This is a genomic window from Micromonospora sp. NPDC005163 (assembly GCF_053599835.1).
Genome location: NZ_JBSFYP010000002.1, coordinates 239,312 through 258,507 on the forward strand (window position 1 = coordinate 239,312; position 19,196 = coordinate 258,507).

The following is a 19,196-nucleotide window of genomic DNA, read 5'->3' on the forward strand; positions in this document are numbered from 1 at the left end:
CTGAAATGGATGCTGTTTCTCGACGATGTCCGCCGGTCGGGCGAGCTGTCGGAAGCCGGTAATTGGGCCGGAGGGCTGGTGGTGCCGCAACACAATGAACACCGGAGCCGGGAATCCCGTCGACAGGCAGCGATGCCTGTGACCTGCGGGCCAGCCCGGCGAACCGCCCCACGGGAGGAACCGTGAATCGTGAAGGCGCGACGACGCGACCGCAGCGAACGGTGCCCGGTGCCAGGTCCACCCTGCTGTACGCGCGGCCCGGCATCATCGTGACCGTCGACCGGTTCACCGTCGGCCGGACCAGTTACCGGATCGCCGATTTGACCCACCTGCGCACTACCCGGGGTCCGCACGACCGGATCGCCGTCCGGGCGGTCGCGATCACCGCCGCCATGCTCGGTGGCGTCGGGCTGCTGCTCGGCTTCACCGGCGGCCTGCAACGGCTGACCGCGGAGGCGTACCTCATCCTCGGGGCGGTGTTCCTGCTGCCGGCGGCGCTGGCTCTGGTCGGCGATCGCTGGCGGCCGCCCCCGCACGAGCTGTGGGGGTGGCACCGGGGCGCGGAGGTGCTTCTGTTCAGCGCCGACGACGAGCGGCAGTTCGGCCAGGTCACCCGGGCGCTGCTGCGAGCCCGGGAAGTGAACCGGTACGGCGGCTGGGCGGATCCGCTCGCCTCCGCGGACCCGTGGCGACCCAACCGCTGACCCGCGCCGTCCCCGACACGGGCCGCGCCGGGGGTGCCGACGATCGGCCGCTCAGCTGGCGACCGGCTCCGGCGTACGCTCCGTGGGGCGAGCCAGCCACCCGGTGACCCGGCGCTCGGCGTAGAACGAGACGAACGGCACGGTACCGGCCAGCATCACCAGCAGCATCCGCTTCAGCGGCCACCCGACCCGACGGCTCAGGTCGAACGCGGCCAGCAGGTAGACCATGTACAAGAAGCCGTGCGCCTGCCCCACCGTCTCCACCACGACCGGGTTGTCGAACACGTACTTCAGCGGCATGCCGATCACGACCAGCAGGATCAGCGCCACGCCCACGATCCAGGCGATCACGCGGTACCGGGTAAGGGCTGCGCCCACCTTCGTCCGTCCTTCCGAGCCCCGGCTCAGCCGGGATAGTCACCGGGCCGGGCGCCCGGATTGGCGTTCAACCATGACAGGTAGTCGTTGTAGGCGGCCAGGTCCGAGTCGTCGGGAGCCTCGCCTCCGGCGGGGACCCGGGCGACCCGCACCGGTCGGCGTACCGCCGGACGGGACCCGGTGGTCACGGTCGGCGCCGCCTCGTCGACCGGTGCGTCGGCGGGGTCGGCGGGCGGTTCAACGGCGGCCGCCGTCCTCCGGCGGGCCAGGCGCACCTCACGCCACCACACGTAGACCACGAAGCCGGCGAAGACCGGCCACTCGACCGCGTACCCCCAACTGATGCTGTTGCCGGCGGTGGCCCGGCTGACCTGCCACCAGCCCAGCCCGAGGAAGCCCACGACCAGCACGACCATGGCCACGTGACGCGCGATCCACGCCGGGGTCCAGAGCCACCTCATGGCGTCGAGGGTACCGGGGACCGGGCGGATCTCCGACACCGTGTCGTAGTTGTCGTACGGCGGGGCATGGTTTGGCGACACCCGGTGTGGGCATCCGTCTAGACGCCAGCCCAAACGAGACCAGGGGGGCGATGATGACCGGATCGGTACGCGAGGACGGCTTTCCGTCCAGTGGCAGCAGGGACATGAGCCCCGAGCAGCGGGTGCCGGAGTGGGGCGGCGACCACCTCGCCGACCCGGCGAGCGCTGGCGCGGAACTCGAAGGCGACGAGCTCGGCGTCGACCCGACGGAGCTGAGCGACGAGGATCTGATCCGCGAGATGCACAGCCTGCACCGCACTCGTCTGGACACCCTCCGGCACGCGGCGGACTCCGCGCTCGCCAACCACCTGCGGCGCACGGCGGAGCTGGAGACCGAGTACCTGGCCCGCCACCCGGGCCGGGAGGTGGACCCGAGCCGCCTGCGGGACGCCTGATGGCGGCGCGTGCTGTGCGGGGCATGTCGGCGCCGCCCGAGGTGGTCTTCAACACGGCCACCGACCCGGCCCGGGCTTCGGCGTGGCTGCCGGAGCCGTTGCGCGGCGACGGCAGCCCAGCGACGGAGATCAGCAGCGAGGAACTGCGGGCCCGCTGGGGCGGCGGCGACACCGACTGGTCCGCGGAGATCAAGGTGGAGCCGGCGGACGCCGGCGGGGCGCGGATCCAGCTCGACCTGGCCGACGGCTCGGGTGGGGCGGCCCCGGACCAGTTGGCCGACGAGGCGCTGAGCAACCTGGTACGCGAGGTCGCCGACAACCTCCAGGCCGGCTGAGACGTCACCGGCCACGCGGGAGGACTGCTCCCGCACCACCACGACATGTGAGGAGGTCGGGTGACCGGCATTGGCCTGCGACAGAAGGCGGCCCGGCTGCGTCGGGCGTACGCGCCGCACGAGCACCGCCCGCTCGGCGGCTACCTGGTGGCGATGGGCACCTACGCGGGGGTGACCGGTGCCATCGCCGGCCTGGTCCGGGTGACCGGGCGGCCGGTGCCCGAGCGGCCCGCCCCGGCCGACGTGGTGCTGCTCTCCATCGCCACGCACAAGCTGAGCCGGCTACTGTCCAAGGACGCGGTGACCAGCCCGCTGCGGGCACCGTTCACCCGCTACGACCGCCCGATCGGCAGCGGCGAGGTGATGGAACAGGTCCGTGACTCGGGCAGCTCCACCCGGCACGCCATCGGGGAGCTGCTGAGCTGCCCGTTCTGTCTGGCCGTCTGGGTGGCCACCGGGCTGACCGGCGGGCTGGTCCTCGCGCCCCGGCTGACCCGGCTGGTGGCCACCGCGCTCACCGCGGTCGCCGCGTCCGACTTCCTGCAGATGGCGTACGCGAGCGCACAGCAGGCCGCCGAGGGCGGCCACGACGACGATTGATTCGCGGACGAACGAAGCGGGGGCCGACGGATGCCGGCCCCCGCTCGCGTACGCGTCAGCGCTGCATGCCGGACCAGCCGTGCGGGGACTCCGGCTCCCGTTCGTCCTCGTCCGCCCCGGTGATGATGTCCCGGTCCACGGCGGTCCGGTCGTGTTCGTTGGCGAAGTCCGGCTCGGGCGTGGTGTCCCTGCCCTTTGGCGGTTCGCCGAGCGCCGGCACCTTCTCGTCGTGGTCCTCGTGGTGCGTCATGTGGGTGTCTCCTCTGAGGTGGTCGGCGAACCGGGCGCGCTCGGCCCGGGATGCGATGCGGCGGGCGCGCTCACCCGACGGAGCCGCCCAGCAGGTCGCTGACCTCGTCCACCGCGTACTCGCCCTCGGGCAGCGAGTCGATCCGGGCGAGCAGGTCCGCCGGGAGGTCGGCGGCCACCGCCCGGCGGTAGATGTCCGCCTGGGTGACCCGCTCTTGACCCCGGTACATGTCGTCGAGCAGGTCGTCGAGGGCCTCGGTGTCCGGTTCGCCGGCCACGGATGCGTCGTCGGTCACGCCGATCAGCTACCCGGGCCGGAATCGGTCAAACGTCACGCCGCAGTGGCTGACCCCCGGCGGGCTTGTGGCTGGCCCCGGCGGGCGTACAGACAGCGCCGCCCCCGGCCGGGTGGCCGGGGGCGGCGCTGGTGTCGGTGTGCAGGTCGCCTCTCGGCGAGTGGCACTACGCGGCTCCAGCCGGACGGTATTCCGCGAAGGCTATTTGGGTGAGGCCCGGGGACACTGGACACACCGACACCTCAGTCAACGGGCCGACCCCCGGAACTGTTCCGTCCACCGCCGTGTCCGTCGTCACAGCCCCCTGGTGGGTCAGGCGGGGGTCGGCAGGGTGGCCCGGCGGGCCCGGACGGCGGTGGCCAGGTGGTCGAGCACCTCGGCGGTGTCGTCCCAGCCGAGGCAGGCGTCGGTGACCGAGCGGCCGTACACCAGCTCCCGGGTGGGGTCGAGGTCCTGCCGGCCGGGCAGCAGGAACGACTCCAGCATCACGCCGGTGATCCCGCGCTGGCCGTCGGCCAGTTGGGCGGCCACGTCCGCGGCGACCAGCGGCTGGTTGCGGTGGTCCTTGCCGCTGTTGGCGTGGCTGGCGTCGATCACCAGACGCTCCGGCAGCCCGGCCGCGCGGAGCAGGTCCAGCGCACCGGCCACCGACTCCGCGTCGTAGTTGGGCCGGCCGCCCCCGCCACGCAGCACCAGGTGCCCGTCGGTGTTACCCCGGGTGTGCATGATCGCCGGGGTGCCGGAGAAGTCGATGCCGGGGAAGACGTGCGGAACGCCGGCCGCGCGGATCGCGTCCACGGCGGTGCCGATGCTGCCGTCCGGGCGGTTCTTCATGCCGATCGGCATGGACAGGCCGGAGGCGAGCTGCCGGTGCACCTGGCTCTCCACCGTGCGGGCACCGATCGCGCCCCAGGCCACCGTGTCGGCGATGTACTGCGGCGTGATCGGGTCGAGGAACTCGCAGCCCACCGGCAGCCCGAGGCGCAGTACGTCGAGCAGCAGCGCCCGGGCCCGCCGCAGGCCGGTGTTGACGTCCCCGCTGCCGTCCAGCCCCGGGTCGTTGATCAGCCCCTTCCAGCCCACCGTGGAACGCGGCTTTTCGAAGTAGACCCGCATGACGATCAGCAGGTCGTCGGCGAGCCGGTCGGCGGCGGTCCGCAGCCGCTGCGCGTAGTCGAGGGCCGCAGCCGGGTCGTGCACCGAGCACGGGCCGACCACCACCAGCAGGCGGTCGTCCTCGCGGTCCAGGACCCGACCCACCGCGCGTCGGCCGGTCAGCACGGCCGAGGCGAGCGGGGCGTCCAGGGGCAGCTCGTGGTGCAGCAGCGCGGGCGTGGTCAGCGGCACGACACGGTCGATCCGCTGATCGCTGACCCGATCGGTCTCCGGGGTCGTCACGGTGGGCATCCTTCCGCCGACCGTGCCCGGGGCCGGTGCCCGGGACGAGCCGGCTGCTCGTACGCAAAAGGGCAGGAGCGACAGCTCCTGCCCAGCCGGCTCGGTACGTGGTGACGTCAGATCATGGTGAAGTCACCGGCGTGCGAGCCGGCTGCCTAAACCATCGATACGAAAGCGTCACGACGTCAGCGTACCCGACGGAGAGCGGGACCCGCACAACCAAGCGGCGGAACACCGCGTGCCGGGGCCGGGGTCGGGGTAACAGGGGTGCCATGACTGACGAGCAGAGCGACCAGGACCGGGTGGAGTCCCGCGCGCACCTCCTGCCCGAGGAGGCGGCGGTCGGCAGCGACGACCCGGAGGCGCAGGCCGACGCCATCCTCACCGAGTCGGACATCCGCGAGGAGGACCAGAACGCTGCGCCCGACACCGTGCTGGAGCGCCGCACCTCGGATCAGACGGTGGTCGCGTCCGAGCCGCCGGACTGAACGCTCGCTCCGCGCCCCCGGCGTGAGCCCCGGTAGGTCTGCTCCCGCAGCCAGGCCAGCGGGCCGGCCGCAACCCCGGCCCGCTCGCCGACCGACCGCACGTCACCTTTCCGCCCGCGAGATCGGATAGCGTCGTGCCATGCCCGACAGCGGTTACCCCTGGCCCATTGAGACGTCCCGACTGGACAACGGCCTGCGCGTGGTGGTGAGCGAGGACCGCACCGCCCCGGCGGTGGCCGTCAACCTCTGGTACGACGTCGGCTCCCGGCACGAGCCGGCTGGGCAGACCGGCTTCGCCCACCTCTTCGAGCACCTGATGTTCGAGGGCTCGGTGAACGTGGCGAAGACCGAGCACATGAAGCTGATCCAGGGCTCCGGTGGTTCGCTCAACGCCACCACCAACCCGGACCGGACCAACTACTTCGAGACGGTCCCGGCCGAGCACCTGGAGCTGGCGCTCTGGCTGGAGGCCGACCGGATGGGCGGCCTGGTCCCCGCGCTCACCCAGGAGACCCTGGACAACCAGCGTGACGTGGTGAAGAACGAGCGCCGGCAGCGCTACGAGAACGTCCCGTACGGCGACGCCTGGCTGCGGCTGCTGCCGCTGCTCTACCCGCCGGGTCACCCGTACCATCACGCGACGATCGGCTCGATGGCCGACCTCAACGCCGCCGACCTCGCCACCTTCCAGGCGTTCCACCAGACGTACTACGCGCCGAACAACGCCGTGCTCACCGTGGTCGGCGACGCCGAGGCCACCGAGGTGTTCGCGCTGGCTGACAAGTACTTCGGCGCGCTGCCCGCGCGCGACGACATCCCGCAGGCCCCGGACGGTCGGACCGTCCCGGCGACCGGGCGGCCGGCCGTGGAGAAGGTGACCGCCGACGTGCCGGCCCCCCGCGTGTACGTCGCGCACCGCGGCTACCCGTTCGGCAGCCCGGGGTACGACGTGCTCACCGTGCTCGCCACCGTGCTCGGCAGTGGTCGTGGCAGCCGGCTCTACCAGCGTCTCGCCGACGGTGAGCGGATCGCCCAGCCGGACCTGGTCGGCGCGTACGGGGTGGACCTGGCGCACGCCCCGGCGCCGCTTATCGCCACCGCCACCGCCCGCCCCGGAGTCAGCGCCGAGCGGCTGGCCGAGGGGCTGACCGCGGTCGTCGACGAGCTGGCCACCGTGCCGGTGACCGCGGCCGAGCTGGACCGCGCCAAGGCGTTGCTGAGCACCGCGTGGTGGCGTCAGATGTCGACAGTGGACGGCCGCGCGGACACGCTCGGCCGGTACGCCACCCAGTTCGGTGACCCGGCCCGGGCCGCCGACCGGCTGCCCGCCTGGCTCGCGGTGACCGCCGAGCAGATCGCCGAGGCGGCCGTCGACGTGCTCGGCGCGGCCGACCGGGCGACCCTGACCTACCTGCCCGAGGAGACCGCATGACGCTGATCGTCGACCGTCCCGGCCCGGGCGCCGCCCGCCCGTACCGGTTCCCGCCGGTGGTTCGCCGCGCCGTGGCCGGTGGTCAGGTGGTCGCCGCGCACCTGCCCGGGCAGAACCTCGCCGTGGCGCTGCTGCTGCTCGACGCCGGCGCCGGTCGGGAGCCGACCGGCAAGGAGGGGCTGGGCGGGGTGCTGGCCAAGGCATTGGAGGAGGGCACCGCACAGCGGGACGCGACCGCGTACGCGCTGGCCATCGAGGCGCTCGGCACCGAGCTGGTGACCGGGCTGGACTGGGACTCGTTCCAGGTCAGCGTCCAGGTGCCGGTCGACCGGTTGACCGCCGCGGTGCAGCTGCTCGCCGAGGCCGTGCGGACGCCCCGACTCGACCCGGCCGACGTCCGGCGGGTCCGCGACGACGAGGCCAACGCGCTGCGGATGGACTGGGCGAACCCGGGCCCGCGCGCCGACGCCGCGTTGCGCGCCGACCTGTTCGGCGCGCAGAACCGGTGGGGGCGCCCGATGTACGGCGACCCGGAGTCGGTGGCCGGGCTGGACGTCGAGGACGTGACCGTCTTCCACTCCGAGTGGTTCCTGCGGCCGGGCACCCTGGTCGTCGCCGGTGACCTGGACCGGATCGACCTGGACGCGCTGGCCGCCGCGGTGTTCGCCGGCACCGGCGGGGGCCCGGCCGACCGGGGCGGCCCGATCGAGGTGCCGGTGCGCACCGGGCGGCGGATCATCCTGGTGGACCGTCCGGGCTCGGTGCAGTCCACGCTGCGGCTGGGCCACCCGGCGCCGCACCGGGCGCATCCCGACCATGTGCCGATGACGCTCGCCGGCACGGTCCTCGGCGGGGCGTTCACCTCCCGGCTCAACCACCTGATCCGCGAGGTGCACGGCTACACGTACGGCATTCGGGGTGACTTCGCCTCGTCCCGCCGGTTCGGCCGGTTCGCGGTCAGCTCCGGGGTGCAGACTGCGGTGACCGCGCCGGCCCTGGTCGAGGCGGTGGGGGAGATCACCCGTACCCAGGTCGGTGGGGTGACCGAGGACGAGCTGGCGGTGGCCCGCTCCTGGCGGGCCGGGCAGCTCTCGGTCGAGTTGCAGAGCCCCCGGGCGATCGCCTCCGCGCTGACCACGCTGGTGGTGCACGACCTGCCGGACGACTACCACGCCCGGCTGCGCGAGAAGTTGCTCGCCGCCGACGTGGACCAGGTCTCCGCGGCTGCCGCGACCCACCTGCACCCGGACGCGTTGACCCTGGTCATCGAGGGCGACGCCGCCCTCATCCGGGACGATCTCACCGCCGCCGCCCTGGGCGAGATGATCACCCACCTCTGACCGCAGGTGGGAGTGAGGGTGCGGGTGGGTGTGATGCGGGACCCGGGGGGTGGGAAAGGGCTCCCGGTTGTGGGGGCGAGCTGGGTAGCCTCGCGGGCATGAGGATCGGCATTGTGGGGGCCACCGGCCAGGTCGGTGGCGTGATGCGGCGGGTGCTGGCGGAGCGGGAGTTCCCGGCGGAGCAGGTGCGGTTGTTCGCCTCGGCGCGGTCCGCCGGGCGTACGCTGCCGTGGCGAGACGGCGAGGTGACCGTCGAGGACGCCGCGACCGCGGACTACTCCGGGCTGGACGTCGTGCTCTTCTCGGCCGGTAAGGGCACCTCGCTCGAGCTGGCCCCCCGGGTCGCCGAGGCCGGCGCCGTGGTGATCGACAACTCCTCGGCGTTCCGGATGGACCCCCTGGTGCCGCTGGTGGTCGCCGAGGTCAACCCGCACGCCGCCGCCGATCGGCCGAAGGGCATCATCGCCAACCCCAACTGCACCACGATGGCCGCGATGCCGGTGCTGCGTCCGCTGCACGCCGAGGCCGGTCTGGTCGGTCTGGTGGTCTCGACCTACCAGGCGGTCTCCGGCGCGGGGCTGGCCGGCGTCGCCGAGCTGGACGAGCAGGTCCGCAAGGTCGCCGAGCACGCCTCGGGGCTCGCCTTCGACGGGTCGGCCGTGGAGTTCCCCGCGCCGCGCTCGTTCGCCGAGCCGATCGCCTTCAACGTGCTCCCGCTGGCCGGCTCGATCGTCGACGACGGCTCGTTCGAGACCGACGAGGAGCAGAAGCTCCGCAACGAGAGCCGCAAGATCCTGGAGATCCCCGACCTGAAGGTCTCCGGCACGTGCGTCCGGGTGCCGGTCTTCACGGGCCACTCGCTCCAGATCAACGCCCGGTTCGCCCGGCCGCTCACCCCGCAGCGGACCCACGAACTGCTCGAAAGCGCGCCCGGGGTCGCGTTGACCGCCGTGCCGACGCCGTTGCAGGCGGCCGGGCAGGACCCAACCTACGTGGGCCGGATCCGCGCCGACGAGACCGTCGAGTACGGCCTCGCGCTGTTCTGCTCCAACGACAACCTCCGCAAGGGCGCCGCGCTCAACGCCGTGCAGATCGCCGAGTTGGTCGCCGCCGAGCGTCGCTGACCGTCGCCGTTACGTCATGCCCCCGCCGGCTTCCGGCGGGGGCCTCGGTGTGCGTGGGCCGTGGCTCGGCGGGCACGGCAGCCCTCCGGTCGTGCTTGGATGGACGAAGCCGACTCTGCCACCTGGAGGATGCCGTGCCGGATGACCGGACCCAGCAGGCGTTGACCGACCTGATCGGCGGCCGCTCGATGGGCGTGCTCGCGACGATCAAGCGGGACGGGCGGCCCCAGCTGTCCACTGTGATCTACTCCTTCGACCGCGAGGCGGGGCTGATCCGGGTTTCCGTCACCGACGGTCGGGCCAAGACCGCCAACCTGCGCCGCGACCCGCGAGCCAGCTTCCACGTGGGCAGCGAGGACGGCTGGGCGTACGCGGTGGTCGAGGGCCGCGCCGAGCTGACCCCGCCGGCCACCGAACCGGGCGACGCCACCGTCGAGGAACTGGTGGGGCTCTACCGGTCGCTACGCGGCGAACACCCGGACTGGGACGACTACCGCCAGGCCATGGTCGCCGAGGGGCGGCTGGTGCTGCGCCTGCACGTCGAGCGCATCTACGGCATGCCGCCCCGCGGCTGACGGGCCGTCCACTCCCCGGTCAGCCCGGGTCGATCACGGTCACGCCGGGCCAGCGCTGCGCCGGCCGGTGCCGGGCCAGCCGCTGGCGGGACCGCGCGATGTCCACCCGGGCGGGATTGTGCCGCCACACCCCGCCCAGAAGATCGGTCAGGCCGTACGGGGCGCAGACGACCAACCTGTCGGCCCGGTCCAGCCGGACCGCCACGGCGGTGGCGTACTCCGGCCAGGTGGCGACCGCCTCGGCCGCGCTGCGATACGGAGCGATCGGGGCGCCGCCGAACTTCGCCGCGTACCAGGTGTGCACCGCCGCCTGGTTGCGGGCCTGCCAGGGCGGCTCGGGCCAGGCCGCCGTCAGACGGGCAGTCGCCCGGTCGTCGGCCTCCCGGCTCAGCTCGATCGGGTCGAAGAACACCACGTCCACGTCCCGGACCGTCGCCGGGTCGAACCCGTCGCCGTACCGCTCACCCCAGACGAGGTCGCGCAGGGCGCCCGCGCCGATCCAGGCGTCCGGCAGGCCGGAGTCACGCACCACGACCAGTGCGCGGGTCAGCCATCCGCTGCCGGCGACCAGTGCGCGCAGCTCATGCTCGCCCGTCATCACCCGCCCACCGTAGGCAGCGAAGCGCGGCCCCGCCGCCCCGCCGTCGGGGTCGCGCCGGTAGGGCGCGCAACTGGCCGCCGCCTCGCCTCGCCCCGCGCCGCCCCGCCCCGCGCCGCCCCGCCCCGCCGGGCTGCTGCCTCGCCGGATCATCTCGGTATCGCCGATACCGGGCCATCCGGAGGCCCGGGACACTACGACATCGCTGACATCGAGTCGACCACCGCGGAGGCGAGGTGGTCAGCGAGCGGTATACCTCAGAGGCATATTTATGCCTCACAGGTATATCGCTCACAACAGCGACCGCCCCCGAGAAGGGCGCACCGGGCCGCGTCCACCTACCGGGACCGTGTGGGGCCCGCCGTGCCGCGCGTAGGGATCGACTCAACTTCCCGGAAGTCGGGCTGTCCCGGCCACCCGGATAGCCCGACCTCCAGGAAGTCGAGTTCGATCAAGCGCGCTGAGCTGGGTCGCGCCGCGCCGGCCGCGTCGGGACCGTTGCCCGGCGGGTAGCACGCGTTACCCCGCCCCGGACGGCGGGTAGACGGGCCGTGCCGACACCGAGAGGGGAGCACCATGACAACGGTCGGAGAGTTCATGACGACCCGGTTGGTGACGATGGACGGCAACGACACACTCATCGCGGCCGCGCAGGAGATGCGGGACAGCGCGATCGGTGACGTGGTGGTGACCGACGGCGACAGCGTGGTCGGGATCGTCACGGACCGGGACATCACGGTCCGGGGTGTCGCGGAGAACATGGACCCGGGCTCGACCCGGCTGAACCAGATCACCACCCGCGATGTGGTCACGGTGAGCCAGTACGACGACGCCGTTGCCGCCGCGGATCTGATGCGCACCTACGCCGTACGCCGGTTGCCGGTGATCGACGACGGGCGCCTGGTCGGCCTCGTCTCGATGGGCGACCTCGCGGTCGAGCGCGAACCGCAGTCGGTGCTGGCGGGCATCAGCGCCGACGATCCGAACAACTGACCCGTCCGCCGCGGGCGCGCGCCGGCTCTCCCTCCGGGGAGGGCCGGCGTTGCGCTGGCCGGCGCACGCCACCCGGTCAGGTGGGCTCGACCCGGACCTGCACATCGGCGGCGGCGCGAGCGGCGGCGACCGTGGCCGCCTCGGCGTCGACCTCCCGCCGGACCCGGGCGGGCAGCGCCGAGAACGGGCTGACGGTCAGCTCCAGCCGCCCCTTTCCAGCCTGCCGCGCCCGCCAGGTGCCGGCGATCTCGCCATCCAACAGCAGCGCACCCGGATTGCCGATCGCCCGCCACAGCTGCCGCTGGTGCTCCTTCGCGGGCACCAGCAGGTCACGGTCGCGGCCGGCGAGGAAGGGGTCTCCCGGTGGTAGCAGCCGCACCAGGCGGGGCGCCGGGGCCCCGGTCAACGCGTCGAGCGCCTCGGCCGGCAGCCACACGGCCCGGCCGTCGACCAGCACCTCAACCAGGCCGGCCGGCCAGACCCGGCGCAGCTCCGCGGCGGCGGTGCCGAGGAAGCCGGCCGCGTCGGCCGGGGCGGCCGGGCCGAGCAGTCGCAGGTAGGTCGTGACCAGCTCGGCGGTGTGCGCCGCGGCGGCGGGTGGGCCGGACCAGTCGGGCAGCGGGGCGAGCCGGGCGGCCCGGCCGGCGACCACCAGGCGCACCCCGCCGGCGAGCCCGGCCTGCTGAAACACCGACCCCGAGATGTGCCGCGCCTGGCACGCCCGGCAGTCGTAGGTCAGCTCGGCGGGCACCCGCTCGGAGACCCCCCGGCTGACCACGCCGCGCTCCAGCTCGGTGGTGACCACCGCCTGGAAAGCCTCGGCGGTGGCCCGGAACGCAGCCAGCCCGAGCTTGGCCCCCGCACCGATCTGCCCGGGGATCCGGCGGGTGGCGTCGGCGTCGCTGAGCGGCCAGAGCGCCGCAGCCAGGGCCGGCAGCTCGGCACGCCGGTGCAGGTGCGGTGCCCCGCGCATCGACCACACCAGCTCCAGCCGGTCGTCCGGCTCGGTCGCGCCGCGCGCCGCCAGCGCCTGCCGGGCCGAGCCGTACGGCGTGTCCTGAACGCCCAGGGACAGCACCGCCAGGTCGCCGGGACGCCTGCCGCCGGAGCGGTCGAGCTGCTGGGCCGCGATTCGGTACGCGAGGACCTGCCGCCGGTCGACCCGCGGCGCCTGCCCCGTCATGAGCCCCTCCGTCACGGACGTCCCAGCGCTTCCACCGTTCTGCCCGGCACGCTACACCCCCTTCCGACACCTCCCGGCGGCTCACCCGATCCGGGCGAGGTTGACCGGAGAACCGGCGGGGACCCGTGCGGGGACGTGCAACGCCGGTCCTGCGCGCCACGCGAGCGCGGCGGGGATCCCGGGCGGGCGCAACTGGGGGAGGAGTGGACCCGATGGTGGACGCGACCACGAGGTTCTTCGAGGAGCTTGACCGGCGGGGGTACGAGCCCCGGCTGGCGAAGACCTCCGGGACACTGCGCATCGACCTGCACGAGGGGGCGCAGACCCGGCACTGGCTGCTGAGTATCGACCACGGCAGGCTGAACGTGAGTCAGGAGGACCGGGAGGCCGACACGGTCATCGGGACCAGCCCGGCCCTCTTCGACGACATCGCCACGGGCCGCGAGCACGGCCTGGCCGCCCTGTTGCGGGGGGACATGACGGTGGTGGGTGACGCCCGCCTGGTGGTGCAGGTGGAGCGGATCTTCCCGGGTTCCCCGGACTCGGTCGGGCCGCGCCACCGATTCGCCGGGGAGGTGCACTGATGGGACAGAGCAACACGATCCGGATCCTGGACGGCAACACCTTCGTCGTCTGCGAGGACACCGGCGACATCGAGGCGACACCGAGCGAGCCGACGGGGCTGTTCTCCATCGACACCCGGTTCCTGTCCACCTGGGTGCTGACCGTGAACGGCGAGCGGCTCAACTCGCTCTCCTTCGACGACCTCCAGTACTTCGAATCGCGGTTCTTCCTGGTGCCGGGGATGGCCACGCACTACATCGACGCGAAGTTGTCGATCATCCGGGAGCGGGCGGTCGGCGGCAGCTTCCGGGAGCAGATCACCATCCTCAACCACGACGAGAAGCCGGTGGACCTGGAGATCCGGATGGAGGCGGCGTCGGACTTCGCCGACCTCTTCCAGGTCAAGGACGAGATCCTGAACAAGAAGGGCGAGATCTACACCGAGGTCGAGGCGGACCGGATGCGGTTGGGCTACCGCCGGGGCAACTTCCGGCGGGAAACAATCATCTCCTCGTCCGTGCCGGCCCGCTACGACAGCAAGGGGTTCGCGTACACCGTCCACCTGGAACCGAGCGAGCAGTGGAACACCGCGATCGACGTCCAGACACACGCGGTCGGGCCCGGCGACCGGGACCTGCGGATCGGGCTGCGGGTGCACGGCGGCGAGCGGCTCGCCCTCCAGCACGACCTGGAGCAGTGGATCGCGGGCGCGCCCAAGGTCAACAGTGAGCACGGCCGGATCTCCAGCACGTACCAGCGCAGCCTGATCGACCTGGCGGCGCTGCGCTTCTCGCCGTTGTCGCTCGGCGGCGCCACCCTGCCGGCCGCCGGCCTGCCTTGGTTCATGACCATGTTCGGCCGGGACAGCATTCTCACCTGCCTGCAGACGCTGCCGTTCACCCCGCAACTGTCGAAGACGACCCTGCGGATCCTGGCCGCTCTCCAGGGCAGCCGGTTCGACGACTTCCGCGACGAGGACCCCGGGAGGATCCTGCACGAGATGCGCTACGGCGAGACCGCCGCCTTCGAGGAGCAGCCACACTCGCCGTACTACGGCTCCGTGGACGCGACGCCGCTGTTCGTCGTGCTGCTCGACGAGTACGAGCGGTGGACCGGGGACGTCGCGCTGGTCAAGGAGTTGGAGCAGGAGTCCCGGGCGGCGCTGAGATGGATCGACGGCTACGCCGACCTGGTCGGCAACGGCTACATCTGGTACGAGCGGCGCAACACCGACACCGGCCTGGAGAACCAGTGCTGGAAGGACTCCTGGGACTCGATCTCCTACTCCAACGGCACCCTGCCGCCGTTCCCCCGGGCCACCTGCGAGGTGCAGGGGTACGCGTACGACGCGAAGATCCGCGCGGCCCGGCTGGCGCGGGAGTTCTGGGGTGACCCGGAGTTCGCCGACCAGTTGGAGCGGGAGGCGGCGGCGCTGAAGGAGCGGTTCAACCGGGACTTCTGGGTGGCCGACGGCGAGTACTACGCGCTGGCCGTGGACCCGGACGGCCGCCAGTGCGACGTCCTCAGCTCGAACATCGGCCACCTGCTGTGGAGCGGGATTGTCGATCCCGACCGGGCGGAGAAGCTCGCGCAGCACCTGGTGGGGCCGCGCCTCTTCACCGGGTGGGGGGTGCGGACGCTGGCCGAGGGGGAGGCACGGTACAACCCGATCGGCTACCACAACGGCACGATCTGGCCGTTCGACAACTCCTTCATCGCCTGGGGTCTGCGTCGGTACGGCTTCGCCGAGGAGGCTGCCACGATCGCCAGCGGCATCCTGGACGCGGCGACCTACTTCGACGGGCGGTTGCCGGAGGCGTTCGGCGGCTACCCGCGGGAGCTGACGAAGTTCCCGGTGGAGTACCCGACGGCGTGCAGCCCGCAGGCGTGGTCGACCGGTACGCCGCTGCTGCTGCTGCGCACCATGCTCGGTCTGGAGCCACACGAGGGTCACCTGGCGGTCGATCCACGGCTGCCGAGGGGAATGGGCCGCATCGAGGTGCTGGACATCCCGGGCCGCTGGGGGCGGGTGGACGCGTTCGCCCGGGGCCGAATCGACCTCCACGAGCTCTCCGACTGACCCACCGCTCCCGGGCCGGCCCGCGCATCGGGGCCGGCCCGGGCGGTCGGTGCGGTCAGCCGGGCGGCAGCACGGTGTCCAGGAAGGTGGCGGCCACCGCCCGCAGGTCCGGCCGGTCCAGTTCGAGCGCGTGGCCACCGTGTGTCACCCAGCTGTGCACCGGGTGCCCGGCGGCGAGCAACGCACCGGTGAACCGGACGGTCTGGCTCACCGGGACCGAACGATCGGCTGTGCCGTGCACGAGCAGCACCGGCACCCGGTTGCCGACGTGGGTGCCGACGGTGGCGTCGACGGTGGCCGGGTCGCCGGTGGCGGGCTGGTGGCCGAGCAGGTCGACCCACGGATCGTTGCCGGCGCGCAGCCGTATCCATTCGGGGTCGAGCGGGTCCACGGCCGGCCAGTACGCCAGCACCCCGGCCACGTCGTCCGGACGGTCGATGCCGCGCAGACCCGCCTGAAGGGCGAGCGTGGCCCCGGCCGAGTCGCCTCCCACCAGCAGCGGCCGGCCGTCGTCGCGGGCGCGACGGGCCTCCTCGCGTACGTCGGCCAACTGGGCCGGCCAGTGCGCCTCGTGCACCAGCCGGTAGCTGGCCTGCACCACCCGCAGCCCGTGCACGGCCAGAGCCGCGCCGTCCTCGCTCGCCCGCCCGCGCCAGCCACCGCCATGGATCCAGAGCAGCACCGCTCGTTCCGTCATCCCGCCATCCTGCGACCAGGTCCGACGCGCGGCCAAGGGGATCCGCCGAGGGCAGAACGAACACCACCGTCCCGGCCGGTCGCCACCCAGGCGCCCCTCAGTGGGGCAGGGTAGATTCTGCCAATGCCGGAGCTCGTGTACCCGCCCGTTATCGCCGCCGCCAAGACGATGTTCCGGGTCCTCGACCTGAGGATCACGATTGAGGGCGCCCACCACGTACCCCGCACCGGCGGGGCGGTGGTGGCCAGCAACCACGTCAGCTACCTCGACTTCATCTTCGCCGGGCTGGGTGCGAACGCGTCGGGTCGCCTCGTCCGGTTCATGGCCAAGGAGTCGGTCTTCGCACACAAGATCTCCGGCCCGCTGATGCGCGGGATGCGGCACATCCCGGTGGACCGGCAGGCCGGTGCCGCCTCGTTCCGCGCCGCCGTGGCCGCGCTCAAGCGCGGCGAGGTCGTCGGCGTCTTCCCGGAGGCGACGATCAGCCAGTCGTTCACGGTCAAGGAGCTCAAGAGCGGCACCGTCCGGATGGCCCGGTCGGCGAAGGTGCCGGTGCTGCCGGTCGCGCTGTGGGGCACCCAGCGCCTCTGGACGAAGGGACGCCCGCGCACCCTCACCCGCCGGCACACGCCGATCAGCATCCTGATCGGCGAGCCGATCGACCCGGTGGATTTCCCGGACCCGAACGTGCTCGCCGCCGAGTTGACGACCCGCCTCAGCGCGCTCGTCGACCGGGCGCAGCGGGAGTACCCGGACGCGCCGGCCGGCCCGGACGACACCTGGTGGCTGCCGGCGCACCTGGGCGGCAGCGCGCCGACCCCGGAGGAGGCCGCCGCCCTGGACGCCGCCGCCGAGCACCGCACCCCCAGCGCCTGACGACTTCGGGCGTGGCCGGATCGTTCCGCATCCGGGCATGATGGTGTCTGCCGTCGGGGCGGTCCTGCGGTCAGGATCGGAGCCATGAGCAGAGCAGCACTCGTCGTGATCGACGCCCAGGAGTCCTTCCGTCAGCGCCCCATCTGGGCGTACGGCTCCAACCCCGACCTGGTCCGGCAGGTCGACCGGCTGGTCGCCGCCGCCCGCGAGCGCGGCGATCTGGTGGTCTGGGTCCTGCACTCGGAGCCCGGCACGGGCGGGGTCTTCGACCCGGCCCTCGGGCACGTGCGGCTGATCGACGGGCTGGTCCCGGTCGAGGGTGAGCCGACGTTGGTCAAGACCGCGCACAACGCGTTCACCACCACCAACCTCCAGCAACTGCTCACCGTGGCAGGCGTGCACGACCTCACCGTCTGCGGCATCCGCACCGAGCAGTGCGTCGAGACCACCACCCGGGTCGGCGCCGACCTCGGCTACCGGATGACCTTCGTCACCGACGCCACGCTGACCTTCCCCATTCCGCACCGGGACCTGCCGGAGACCGCCACGGTCGAGGAGATCCTCGCCGACCCGCGCACCCTGAGCAACGAGGAGATCGTCACCCGCACCGAGTACGCGCTGGCCGGCCGCTTCGCCACCATCCGGACGGTGGACGAGCTGATCGGCGCGACCTACGCCGGCGCCCGGGGCTGACTCAGTGACCCGGGTCGTCTTCCTGCTGGTCCCGCAGTTGCACCTGCTGGACCTCGCCGGGCCGGCTCAGGTCTTCTCCAGCGCCGCCGACCTCGGCTACGACTATCGGCTGCACTACGTCGCCGAGCGGGAGCAGGTGCCCACCGTGCAGGGCGTACCGCTGGTCGCCGACACCCGGTGGCCCGAGCTGACCCCGGAGGACCTGGTGCTGGTGCCGGGCTGGCGGCCCGCGGCGCACGGGCCGCAGGGGCCGGTCTCGCCCGTCGACCTGCGCCGGTTGGCCGATCACCACGCCGCCGGCGGCACCGTGGCGAGCGTCTGCGCCGGCGCGTACGCCCTCGGCCGGGCCGGGCTGCTCGACGGCCGGCGCTGCACCACCCACCACGAGGTGCAGGACGACCTCGCCCGTCGGCATCCGGCGGCGCGGGTGGCCCGCGACGTGCTGTACGTGGTCGACGACCGGGTGGTCACCTCGGCGGGCATCGCCAGCGGCATCGACGTGGCGTTGCACCTGGTGGCCACCCGGCACGGCCCGGCGGTCGCCGCCCGGATCGCCCGCACGCTGGTCGTCTACGCGCGGCGCAACGGGCACGAGCAGCAGGCCAGCGCGATGATGCGACACCGCTCGCACCTCTCCGACGCGGCGGTGCACCAGGTGCAGGACATGATCGACAGCCGGTACGCAGAGACGCTGCCGCTGGCCGAGCTGGCCGCCTCCGGAGGCGTGGCCGAGCGGACGCTGACCCGGCTGTTCCGCGCGACCACCGGGCTCACTCCGCTCGGCTACCAGCAGCTGCTGCGGGTGGAACGCGCCGAGCACCTGATCGGGCACGGCGCGACGGTGGAGGCCGCGGCGCGGACCGTCGGTTTCACTGACGCCCGGATGCTGCGCCGCCTGCGAGCCCGCTCCACCGGGTCGGCTCCGGCCCTGAGCGGTAGTAGTCGTCCCGGGATCGGAACTCCACCGGCAGCGAGCCGGGCAGGGTGACCCGGGAGTCCCCGGCGAGCAGCGCGGGGCCGGCCCGCAGCAGCAGCACGTCGCGCTCCTGCGTGGAGAGGTCGACCAGCTGCGGGCGGGTGAGCCGGAACATCGCCACCGCCCGGCGGACCTGCCGGGCCAGCGCGGCGACCTCCCCGGCGGCTCCGCCGAGGGCCAGCGCCGGCTGTTGGATGGTGCGCAGCGCGTCGCAGACGATCAGCAGCTGCTCGGGCCCGTCCGGGCCGGCCGGCGGCAGCTCCAACCGGGACGGCCACTGCCAGCGGATCTGCCCGCTCATCAGGCCGGCCGGTCGACCCGCCGCTCGGCGCGGGGGCGTCTCGTCGGCGACCAGGGACAGTTGCGCCCCGGTGCCCACCCAGCAGATCCGTTGGTCGGTGACGGTCACCGACACCGGCCCCGGGAGCCGCCAGCCGCGCCGCGCCTCGGTCGGCCCGAGCAGGTAACCCGCGATCAGCAACCGGTACCGGCCGAGCACCTTCTCACCGGGCACCGGTCGCAGGGCGTAGCGGCGGTCGAGGATCGGCCCCGCATCATCATCCGGCGCGTCGAACCGGTGGGGACCGATGAAGAAGGGGGACGCGTCGGCGTGCATCGTCACGACCTCCCGGGTCAGCTTGGTGTGCGTTGAGCCTCGCGGATCCGGGGGGGCCGTGTCA

Annotated in this window: 24 protein-coding genes; 15 read left to right on the forward strand and 9 right to left on the reverse strand. The window is 73.1% G+C overall.

Going from position 1 to position 19,196, the window contains the following annotated elements; genetic code table 11:
* The first annotated feature begins 182 nt into the window (after positions 1 to 182).
* Positions 183 to 704 (forward strand): DUF6232 family protein, encoded by a 522-nt coding sequence (locus ACWD6N_RS02795; RefSeq protein WP_354963918.1) that lies wholly within the window; start codon positions 183 to 185, stop codon positions 702 to 704.
* Between the two features lie 51 nt (positions 705 to 755).
* On the opposite strand, the gene ACWD6N_RS02800 is transcribed toward ACWD6N_RS02795, so the two are convergent.
* Both ACWD6N_RS02800 and ACWD6N_RS02805 read right to left on the reverse strand, forming a co-directional pair.
* Complete coding sequence (locus ACWD6N_RS02800) at positions 756 to 1,082, reverse strand: DUF3817 domain-containing protein (protein WP_354963919.1); 327 nt, start codon at positions 1,080 to 1,082, stop codon at positions 756 to 758.
* Between the two features lie 26 nt (positions 1,083 to 1,108).
* Positions 1,109 to 1,543 carry a hypothetical protein gene (locus ACWD6N_RS02805; RefSeq protein ID WP_354963920.1) on the reverse strand — a complete coding sequence of 145 codons (435 nt, stop codon included), beginning with the start codon at positions 1,541 to 1,543 and terminating at the stop codon, positions 1,109 to 1,111.
* 131 nt (positions 1,544 to 1,674) lie between these two features.
* Between ACWD6N_RS02805 and ACWD6N_RS02810 the strand changes: the two genes are divergently transcribed.
* The 3 genes from ACWD6N_RS02810 to ACWD6N_RS02820 are packed head-to-tail and all read left to right on the forward strand — an operon-like array spanning position 1,675 to position 2,954.
* Entirely contained in the window at positions 1,675 to 2,019 is a 345-nt protein-coding gene (locus tag ACWD6N_RS02810) for a DUF6158 family protein (RefSeq protein WP_354963921.1), read from the forward strand.
* The gene (locus tag ACWD6N_RS02815) at positions 2,019 to 2,354 is read left to right on the forward strand and encodes a hypothetical protein (RefSeq protein ID WP_354963922.1); all 336 of its coding nucleotides are present in this window, start codon (positions 2,019 to 2,021) and stop codon (positions 2,352 to 2,354) included. Before ACWD6N_RS02810 ends, ACWD6N_RS02815 begins: the two co-directional genes overlap by 1 nt.
* Positions 2,355 to 2,414: 60 nt before the next feature.
* Positions 2,415 to 2,954: a DUF1360 domain-containing protein gene (locus ACWD6N_RS02820; RefSeq protein ID WP_354963923.1), complete on the forward strand. Its 540-nt coding sequence runs from the start codon at positions 2,415 to 2,417 to the stop codon at positions 2,952 to 2,954.
* Between the two features lie 55 nt (positions 2,955 to 3,009).
* On the opposite strand, the gene ACWD6N_RS02825 is transcribed toward ACWD6N_RS02820, so the two are convergent.
* From ACWD6N_RS02825 to ACWD6N_RS02835, 3 genes are all read right to left on the reverse strand, one after another.
* The gene (locus ACWD6N_RS02825) at positions 3,010 to 3,204 is read right to left on the reverse strand and encodes a hypothetical protein (RefSeq protein ID WP_354963924.1); all 195 of its coding nucleotides are present in this window, start codon (positions 3,202 to 3,204) and stop codon (positions 3,010 to 3,012) included.
* Positions 3,205 to 3,274: 70 nt separating this feature from the next.
* Complete coding sequence (locus ACWD6N_RS02830; protein WP_387326225.1) at positions 3,275 to 3,508, reverse strand: hypothetical protein; 234 nt, start codon at positions 3,506 to 3,508, stop codon at positions 3,275 to 3,277.
* Between the two features lie 303 nt (positions 3,509 to 3,811).
* The gene (locus ACWD6N_RS02835) at positions 3,812 to 4,906 is read right to left on the reverse strand and encodes a 3-deoxy-7-phosphoheptulonate synthase (RefSeq protein ID WP_354963926.1); all 1,095 of its coding nucleotides are present in this window, start codon (positions 4,904 to 4,906) and stop codon (positions 3,812 to 3,814) included.
* Positions 4,907 to 5,169: 263 nt separating this feature from the next.
* Here ACWD6N_RS02835 and ACWD6N_RS02840 point away from each other — a divergent pair, with 263 nt between their 5' ends.
* The 5 genes from ACWD6N_RS02840 (at position 5,170) to ACWD6N_RS02860 (ending at position 9,856) form a co-directional block, all read left to right on the forward strand.
* Positions 5,170 to 5,385 carry a hypothetical protein gene (locus tag ACWD6N_RS02840; RefSeq protein WP_354963927.1) on the forward strand — a complete coding sequence of 72 codons (216 nt, stop codon included), beginning with the start codon at positions 5,170 to 5,172 and terminating at the stop codon, positions 5,383 to 5,385.
* A gap of 139 nt (positions 5,386 to 5,524) precedes the next feature.
* Positions 5,525 to 6,817, forward strand: coding sequence for a M16 family metallopeptidase (locus ACWD6N_RS02845; protein ID WP_354963928.1), 1,293 nt, complete (start codon positions 5,525 to 5,527; stop codon positions 6,815 to 6,817).
* Entirely contained in the window at positions 6,814 to 8,157 is a 1,344-nt protein-coding gene (locus ACWD6N_RS02850) for a M16 family metallopeptidase (RefSeq protein ID WP_354963929.1), read from the forward strand. The genes ACWD6N_RS02845 and ACWD6N_RS02850 overlap by 4 nt, the downstream gene beginning before the upstream one ends.
* Positions 8,158 to 8,255: 98 nt before the next feature.
* Positions 8,256 to 9,281 carry an aspartate-semialdehyde dehydrogenase gene (locus tag ACWD6N_RS02855; protein ID WP_354963930.1) on the forward strand — a complete coding sequence of 342 codons (1,026 nt, stop codon included), beginning with the start codon at positions 8,256 to 8,258 and terminating at the stop codon, positions 9,279 to 9,281.
* Positions 9,282 to 9,415: 134 nt separating this feature from the next.
* On the forward strand, positions 9,416 to 9,856 hold the full coding sequence (locus tag ACWD6N_RS02860) for a PPOX class F420-dependent oxidoreductase (RefSeq protein ID WP_354963931.1): 441 nt from the start codon (positions 9,416 to 9,418) through the stop codon (positions 9,854 to 9,856).
* 19 nt (positions 9,857 to 9,875) lie between these two features.
* On the opposite strand, the gene ACWD6N_RS02865 is transcribed toward ACWD6N_RS02860, so the two are convergent.
* Entirely contained in the window at positions 9,876 to 10,454 is a 579-nt protein-coding gene (locus tag ACWD6N_RS02865; RefSeq protein ID WP_450004380.1) for a nucleotidyltransferase family protein, read from the reverse strand.
* A 576-nt stretch (positions 10,455 to 11,030) separates the two neighbouring features.
* On the opposite strand from ACWD6N_RS02865, the gene ACWD6N_RS02870 reads away from it, so the two are divergent.
* A complete protein-coding gene (locus ACWD6N_RS02870; RefSeq protein WP_450004381.1) occupies positions 11,031 to 11,447 on the forward strand; it encodes a CBS domain-containing protein in 417 nt (138 codons plus the stop codon).
* 76 nt (positions 11,448 to 11,523) lie between these two features.
* On the opposite strand, the gene ACWD6N_RS02875 is transcribed toward ACWD6N_RS02870, so the two are convergent.
* The gene (locus tag ACWD6N_RS02875) at positions 11,524 to 12,630 is read right to left on the reverse strand and encodes a DNA glycosylase AlkZ-like family protein (protein WP_354963933.1); all 1,107 of its coding nucleotides are present in this window, start codon (positions 12,628 to 12,630) and stop codon (positions 11,524 to 11,526) included.
* 212 nt (positions 12,631 to 12,842) lie between these two features.
* Here ACWD6N_RS02875 and ACWD6N_RS02880 point away from each other — a divergent pair, with 212 nt between their 5' ends.
* Positions 12,843 to 13,214: an SCP2 sterol-binding domain-containing protein gene (locus tag ACWD6N_RS02880; RefSeq protein ID WP_354963934.1), complete on the forward strand. Its 372-nt coding sequence runs from the start codon at positions 12,843 to 12,845 to the stop codon at positions 13,212 to 13,214.
* The gene (locus ACWD6N_RS02885) at positions 13,214 to 15,274 is read left to right on the forward strand and encodes an amylo-alpha-1,6-glucosidase (protein WP_354963935.1); all 2,061 of its coding nucleotides are present in this window, start codon (positions 13,214 to 13,216) and stop codon (positions 15,272 to 15,274) included. Before ACWD6N_RS02880 ends, ACWD6N_RS02885 begins: the two co-directional genes overlap by 1 nt.
* Before the next feature lie 55 nt (positions 15,275 to 15,329).
* Here the strand turns inward: ACWD6N_RS02885 and ACWD6N_RS02890 are convergent, their stop codons facing one another.
* Positions 15,330 to 15,971: an alpha/beta hydrolase gene (locus ACWD6N_RS02890; RefSeq protein WP_354963936.1), complete on the reverse strand. Its 642-nt coding sequence runs from the start codon at positions 15,969 to 15,971 to the stop codon at positions 15,330 to 15,332.
* Positions 15,972 to 16,094: 123 nt separating this feature from the next.
* Here ACWD6N_RS02890 and ACWD6N_RS02895 point away from each other — a divergent pair, with 123 nt between their 5' ends.
* From ACWD6N_RS02895 to ACWD6N_RS02905, 3 genes are all read left to right on the forward strand, one after another.
* The gene (locus ACWD6N_RS02895) at positions 16,095 to 16,847 is read left to right on the forward strand and encodes a lysophospholipid acyltransferase family protein (RefSeq protein WP_354963937.1); all 753 of its coding nucleotides are present in this window, start codon (positions 16,095 to 16,097) and stop codon (positions 16,845 to 16,847) included.
* An 84-nt stretch (positions 16,848 to 16,931) separates the two neighbouring features.
* Positions 16,932 to 17,540, forward strand: coding sequence for an isochorismatase family protein (locus ACWD6N_RS02900; RefSeq protein WP_354963938.1), 609 nt, complete (start codon positions 16,932 to 16,934; stop codon positions 17,538 to 17,540).
* 4 nt (positions 17,541 to 17,544) lie between these two features.
* Positions 17,545 to 18,528, forward strand: coding sequence for a GlxA family transcriptional regulator (locus ACWD6N_RS02905; RefSeq protein ID WP_450004382.1), 984 nt, complete (start codon positions 17,545 to 17,547; stop codon positions 18,526 to 18,528).
* On the opposite strand, the gene ACWD6N_RS02910 is transcribed toward ACWD6N_RS02905, so the two are convergent.
* A complete protein-coding gene (locus ACWD6N_RS02910) occupies positions 18,410 to 19,132 on the reverse strand; it encodes a hypothetical protein (protein ID WP_387326146.1) in 723 nt (240 codons plus the stop codon). The two genes, ACWD6N_RS02905 and ACWD6N_RS02910, sit on opposite strands and share 119 nt — an antisense overlap.
* Positions 19,133 to 19,196 lie beyond the last annotated feature (64 nt).

Excerpts from the sequence above, each read along its gene's own strand:
- ACWD6N_RS02865 (WP_450004380.1), bottom strand. The coding sequence starts at position 10,454 with ATGACGGGCGAGCATGAGCTGCGCGCACTGGTCGCCGGCAGCGGATGG.
- ACWD6N_RS02870 (WP_450004381.1), top strand. The coding sequence starts at position 11,031 with ATGACAACGGTCGGAGAGTTCATGACGACCCGGTTGGTGACGATGGAC.
- ACWD6N_RS02840 (WP_354963927.1), top strand. The coding sequence starts at position 5,170 with ATGACTGACGAGCAGAGCGACCAGGACCGGGTGGAGTCCCGCGCGCAC.
- ACWD6N_RS02855 (WP_354963930.1), top strand. The coding sequence starts at position 8,256 with ATGAGGATCGGCATTGTGGGGGCCACCGGCCAGGTCGGTGGCGTGATG.
- ACWD6N_RS02880 (WP_354963934.1), top strand. The coding sequence starts at position 12,843 with ATGGTGGACGCGACCACGAGGTTCTTCGAGGAGCTTGACCGGCGGGGG.
- ACWD6N_RS02845 (WP_354963928.1), top strand. The coding sequence starts at position 5,525 with ATGCCCGACAGCGGTTACCCCTGGCCCATTGAGACGTCCCGACTGGAC.
- ACWD6N_RS02835 (WP_354963926.1), bottom strand. The coding sequence starts at position 4,906 with ATGCCCACCGTGACGACCCCGGAGACCGATCGGGTCAGCGATCAGCGG.
- ACWD6N_RS02825 (WP_354963924.1), bottom strand. The coding sequence starts at position 3,204 with ATGACGCACCACGAGGACCACGACGAGAAGGTGCCGGCGCTCGGCGAA.
- ACWD6N_RS02895 (WP_354963937.1), top strand. The coding sequence starts at position 16,095 with ATGCCGGAGCTCGTGTACCCGCCCGTTATCGCCGCCGCCAAGACGATG.
- ACWD6N_RS02900 (WP_354963938.1), top strand. The coding sequence starts at position 16,932 with ATGAGCAGAGCAGCACTCGTCGTGATCGACGCCCAGGAGTCCTTCCGT.
- ACWD6N_RS02910 (WP_387326146.1), bottom strand. The coding sequence starts at position 19,132 with ATGCACGCCGACGCGTCCCCCTTCTTCATCGGTCCCCACCGGTTCGAC.
- ACWD6N_RS02885 (WP_354963935.1), top strand. The coding sequence starts at position 13,214 with ATGGGACAGAGCAACACGATCCGGATCCTGGACGGCAACACCTTCGTC.
- ACWD6N_RS02805 (WP_354963920.1), bottom strand. The coding sequence starts at position 1,543 with ATGAGGTGGCTCTGGACCCCGGCGTGGATCGCGCGTCACGTGGCCATG.
- ACWD6N_RS02875 (WP_354963933.1), bottom strand. The coding sequence starts at position 12,630 with ATGACGGGGCAGGCGCCGCGGGTCGACCGGCGGCAGGTCCTCGCGTAC.
- ACWD6N_RS02850 (WP_354963929.1), top strand. The coding sequence starts at position 6,814 with ATGACGCTGATCGTCGACCGTCCCGGCCCGGGCGCCGCCCGCCCGTAC.
- ACWD6N_RS02890 (WP_354963936.1), bottom strand. The coding sequence starts at position 15,971 with ATGACGGAACGAGCGGTGCTGCTCTGGATCCATGGCGGTGGCTGGCGC.
- ACWD6N_RS02810 (WP_354963921.1), top strand. The coding sequence starts at position 1,675 with ATGATGACCGGATCGGTACGCGAGGACGGCTTTCCGTCCAGTGGCAGC.
- ACWD6N_RS02815 (WP_354963922.1), top strand. The coding sequence starts at position 2,019 with ATGGCGGCGCGTGCTGTGCGGGGCATGTCGGCGCCGCCCGAGGTGGTC.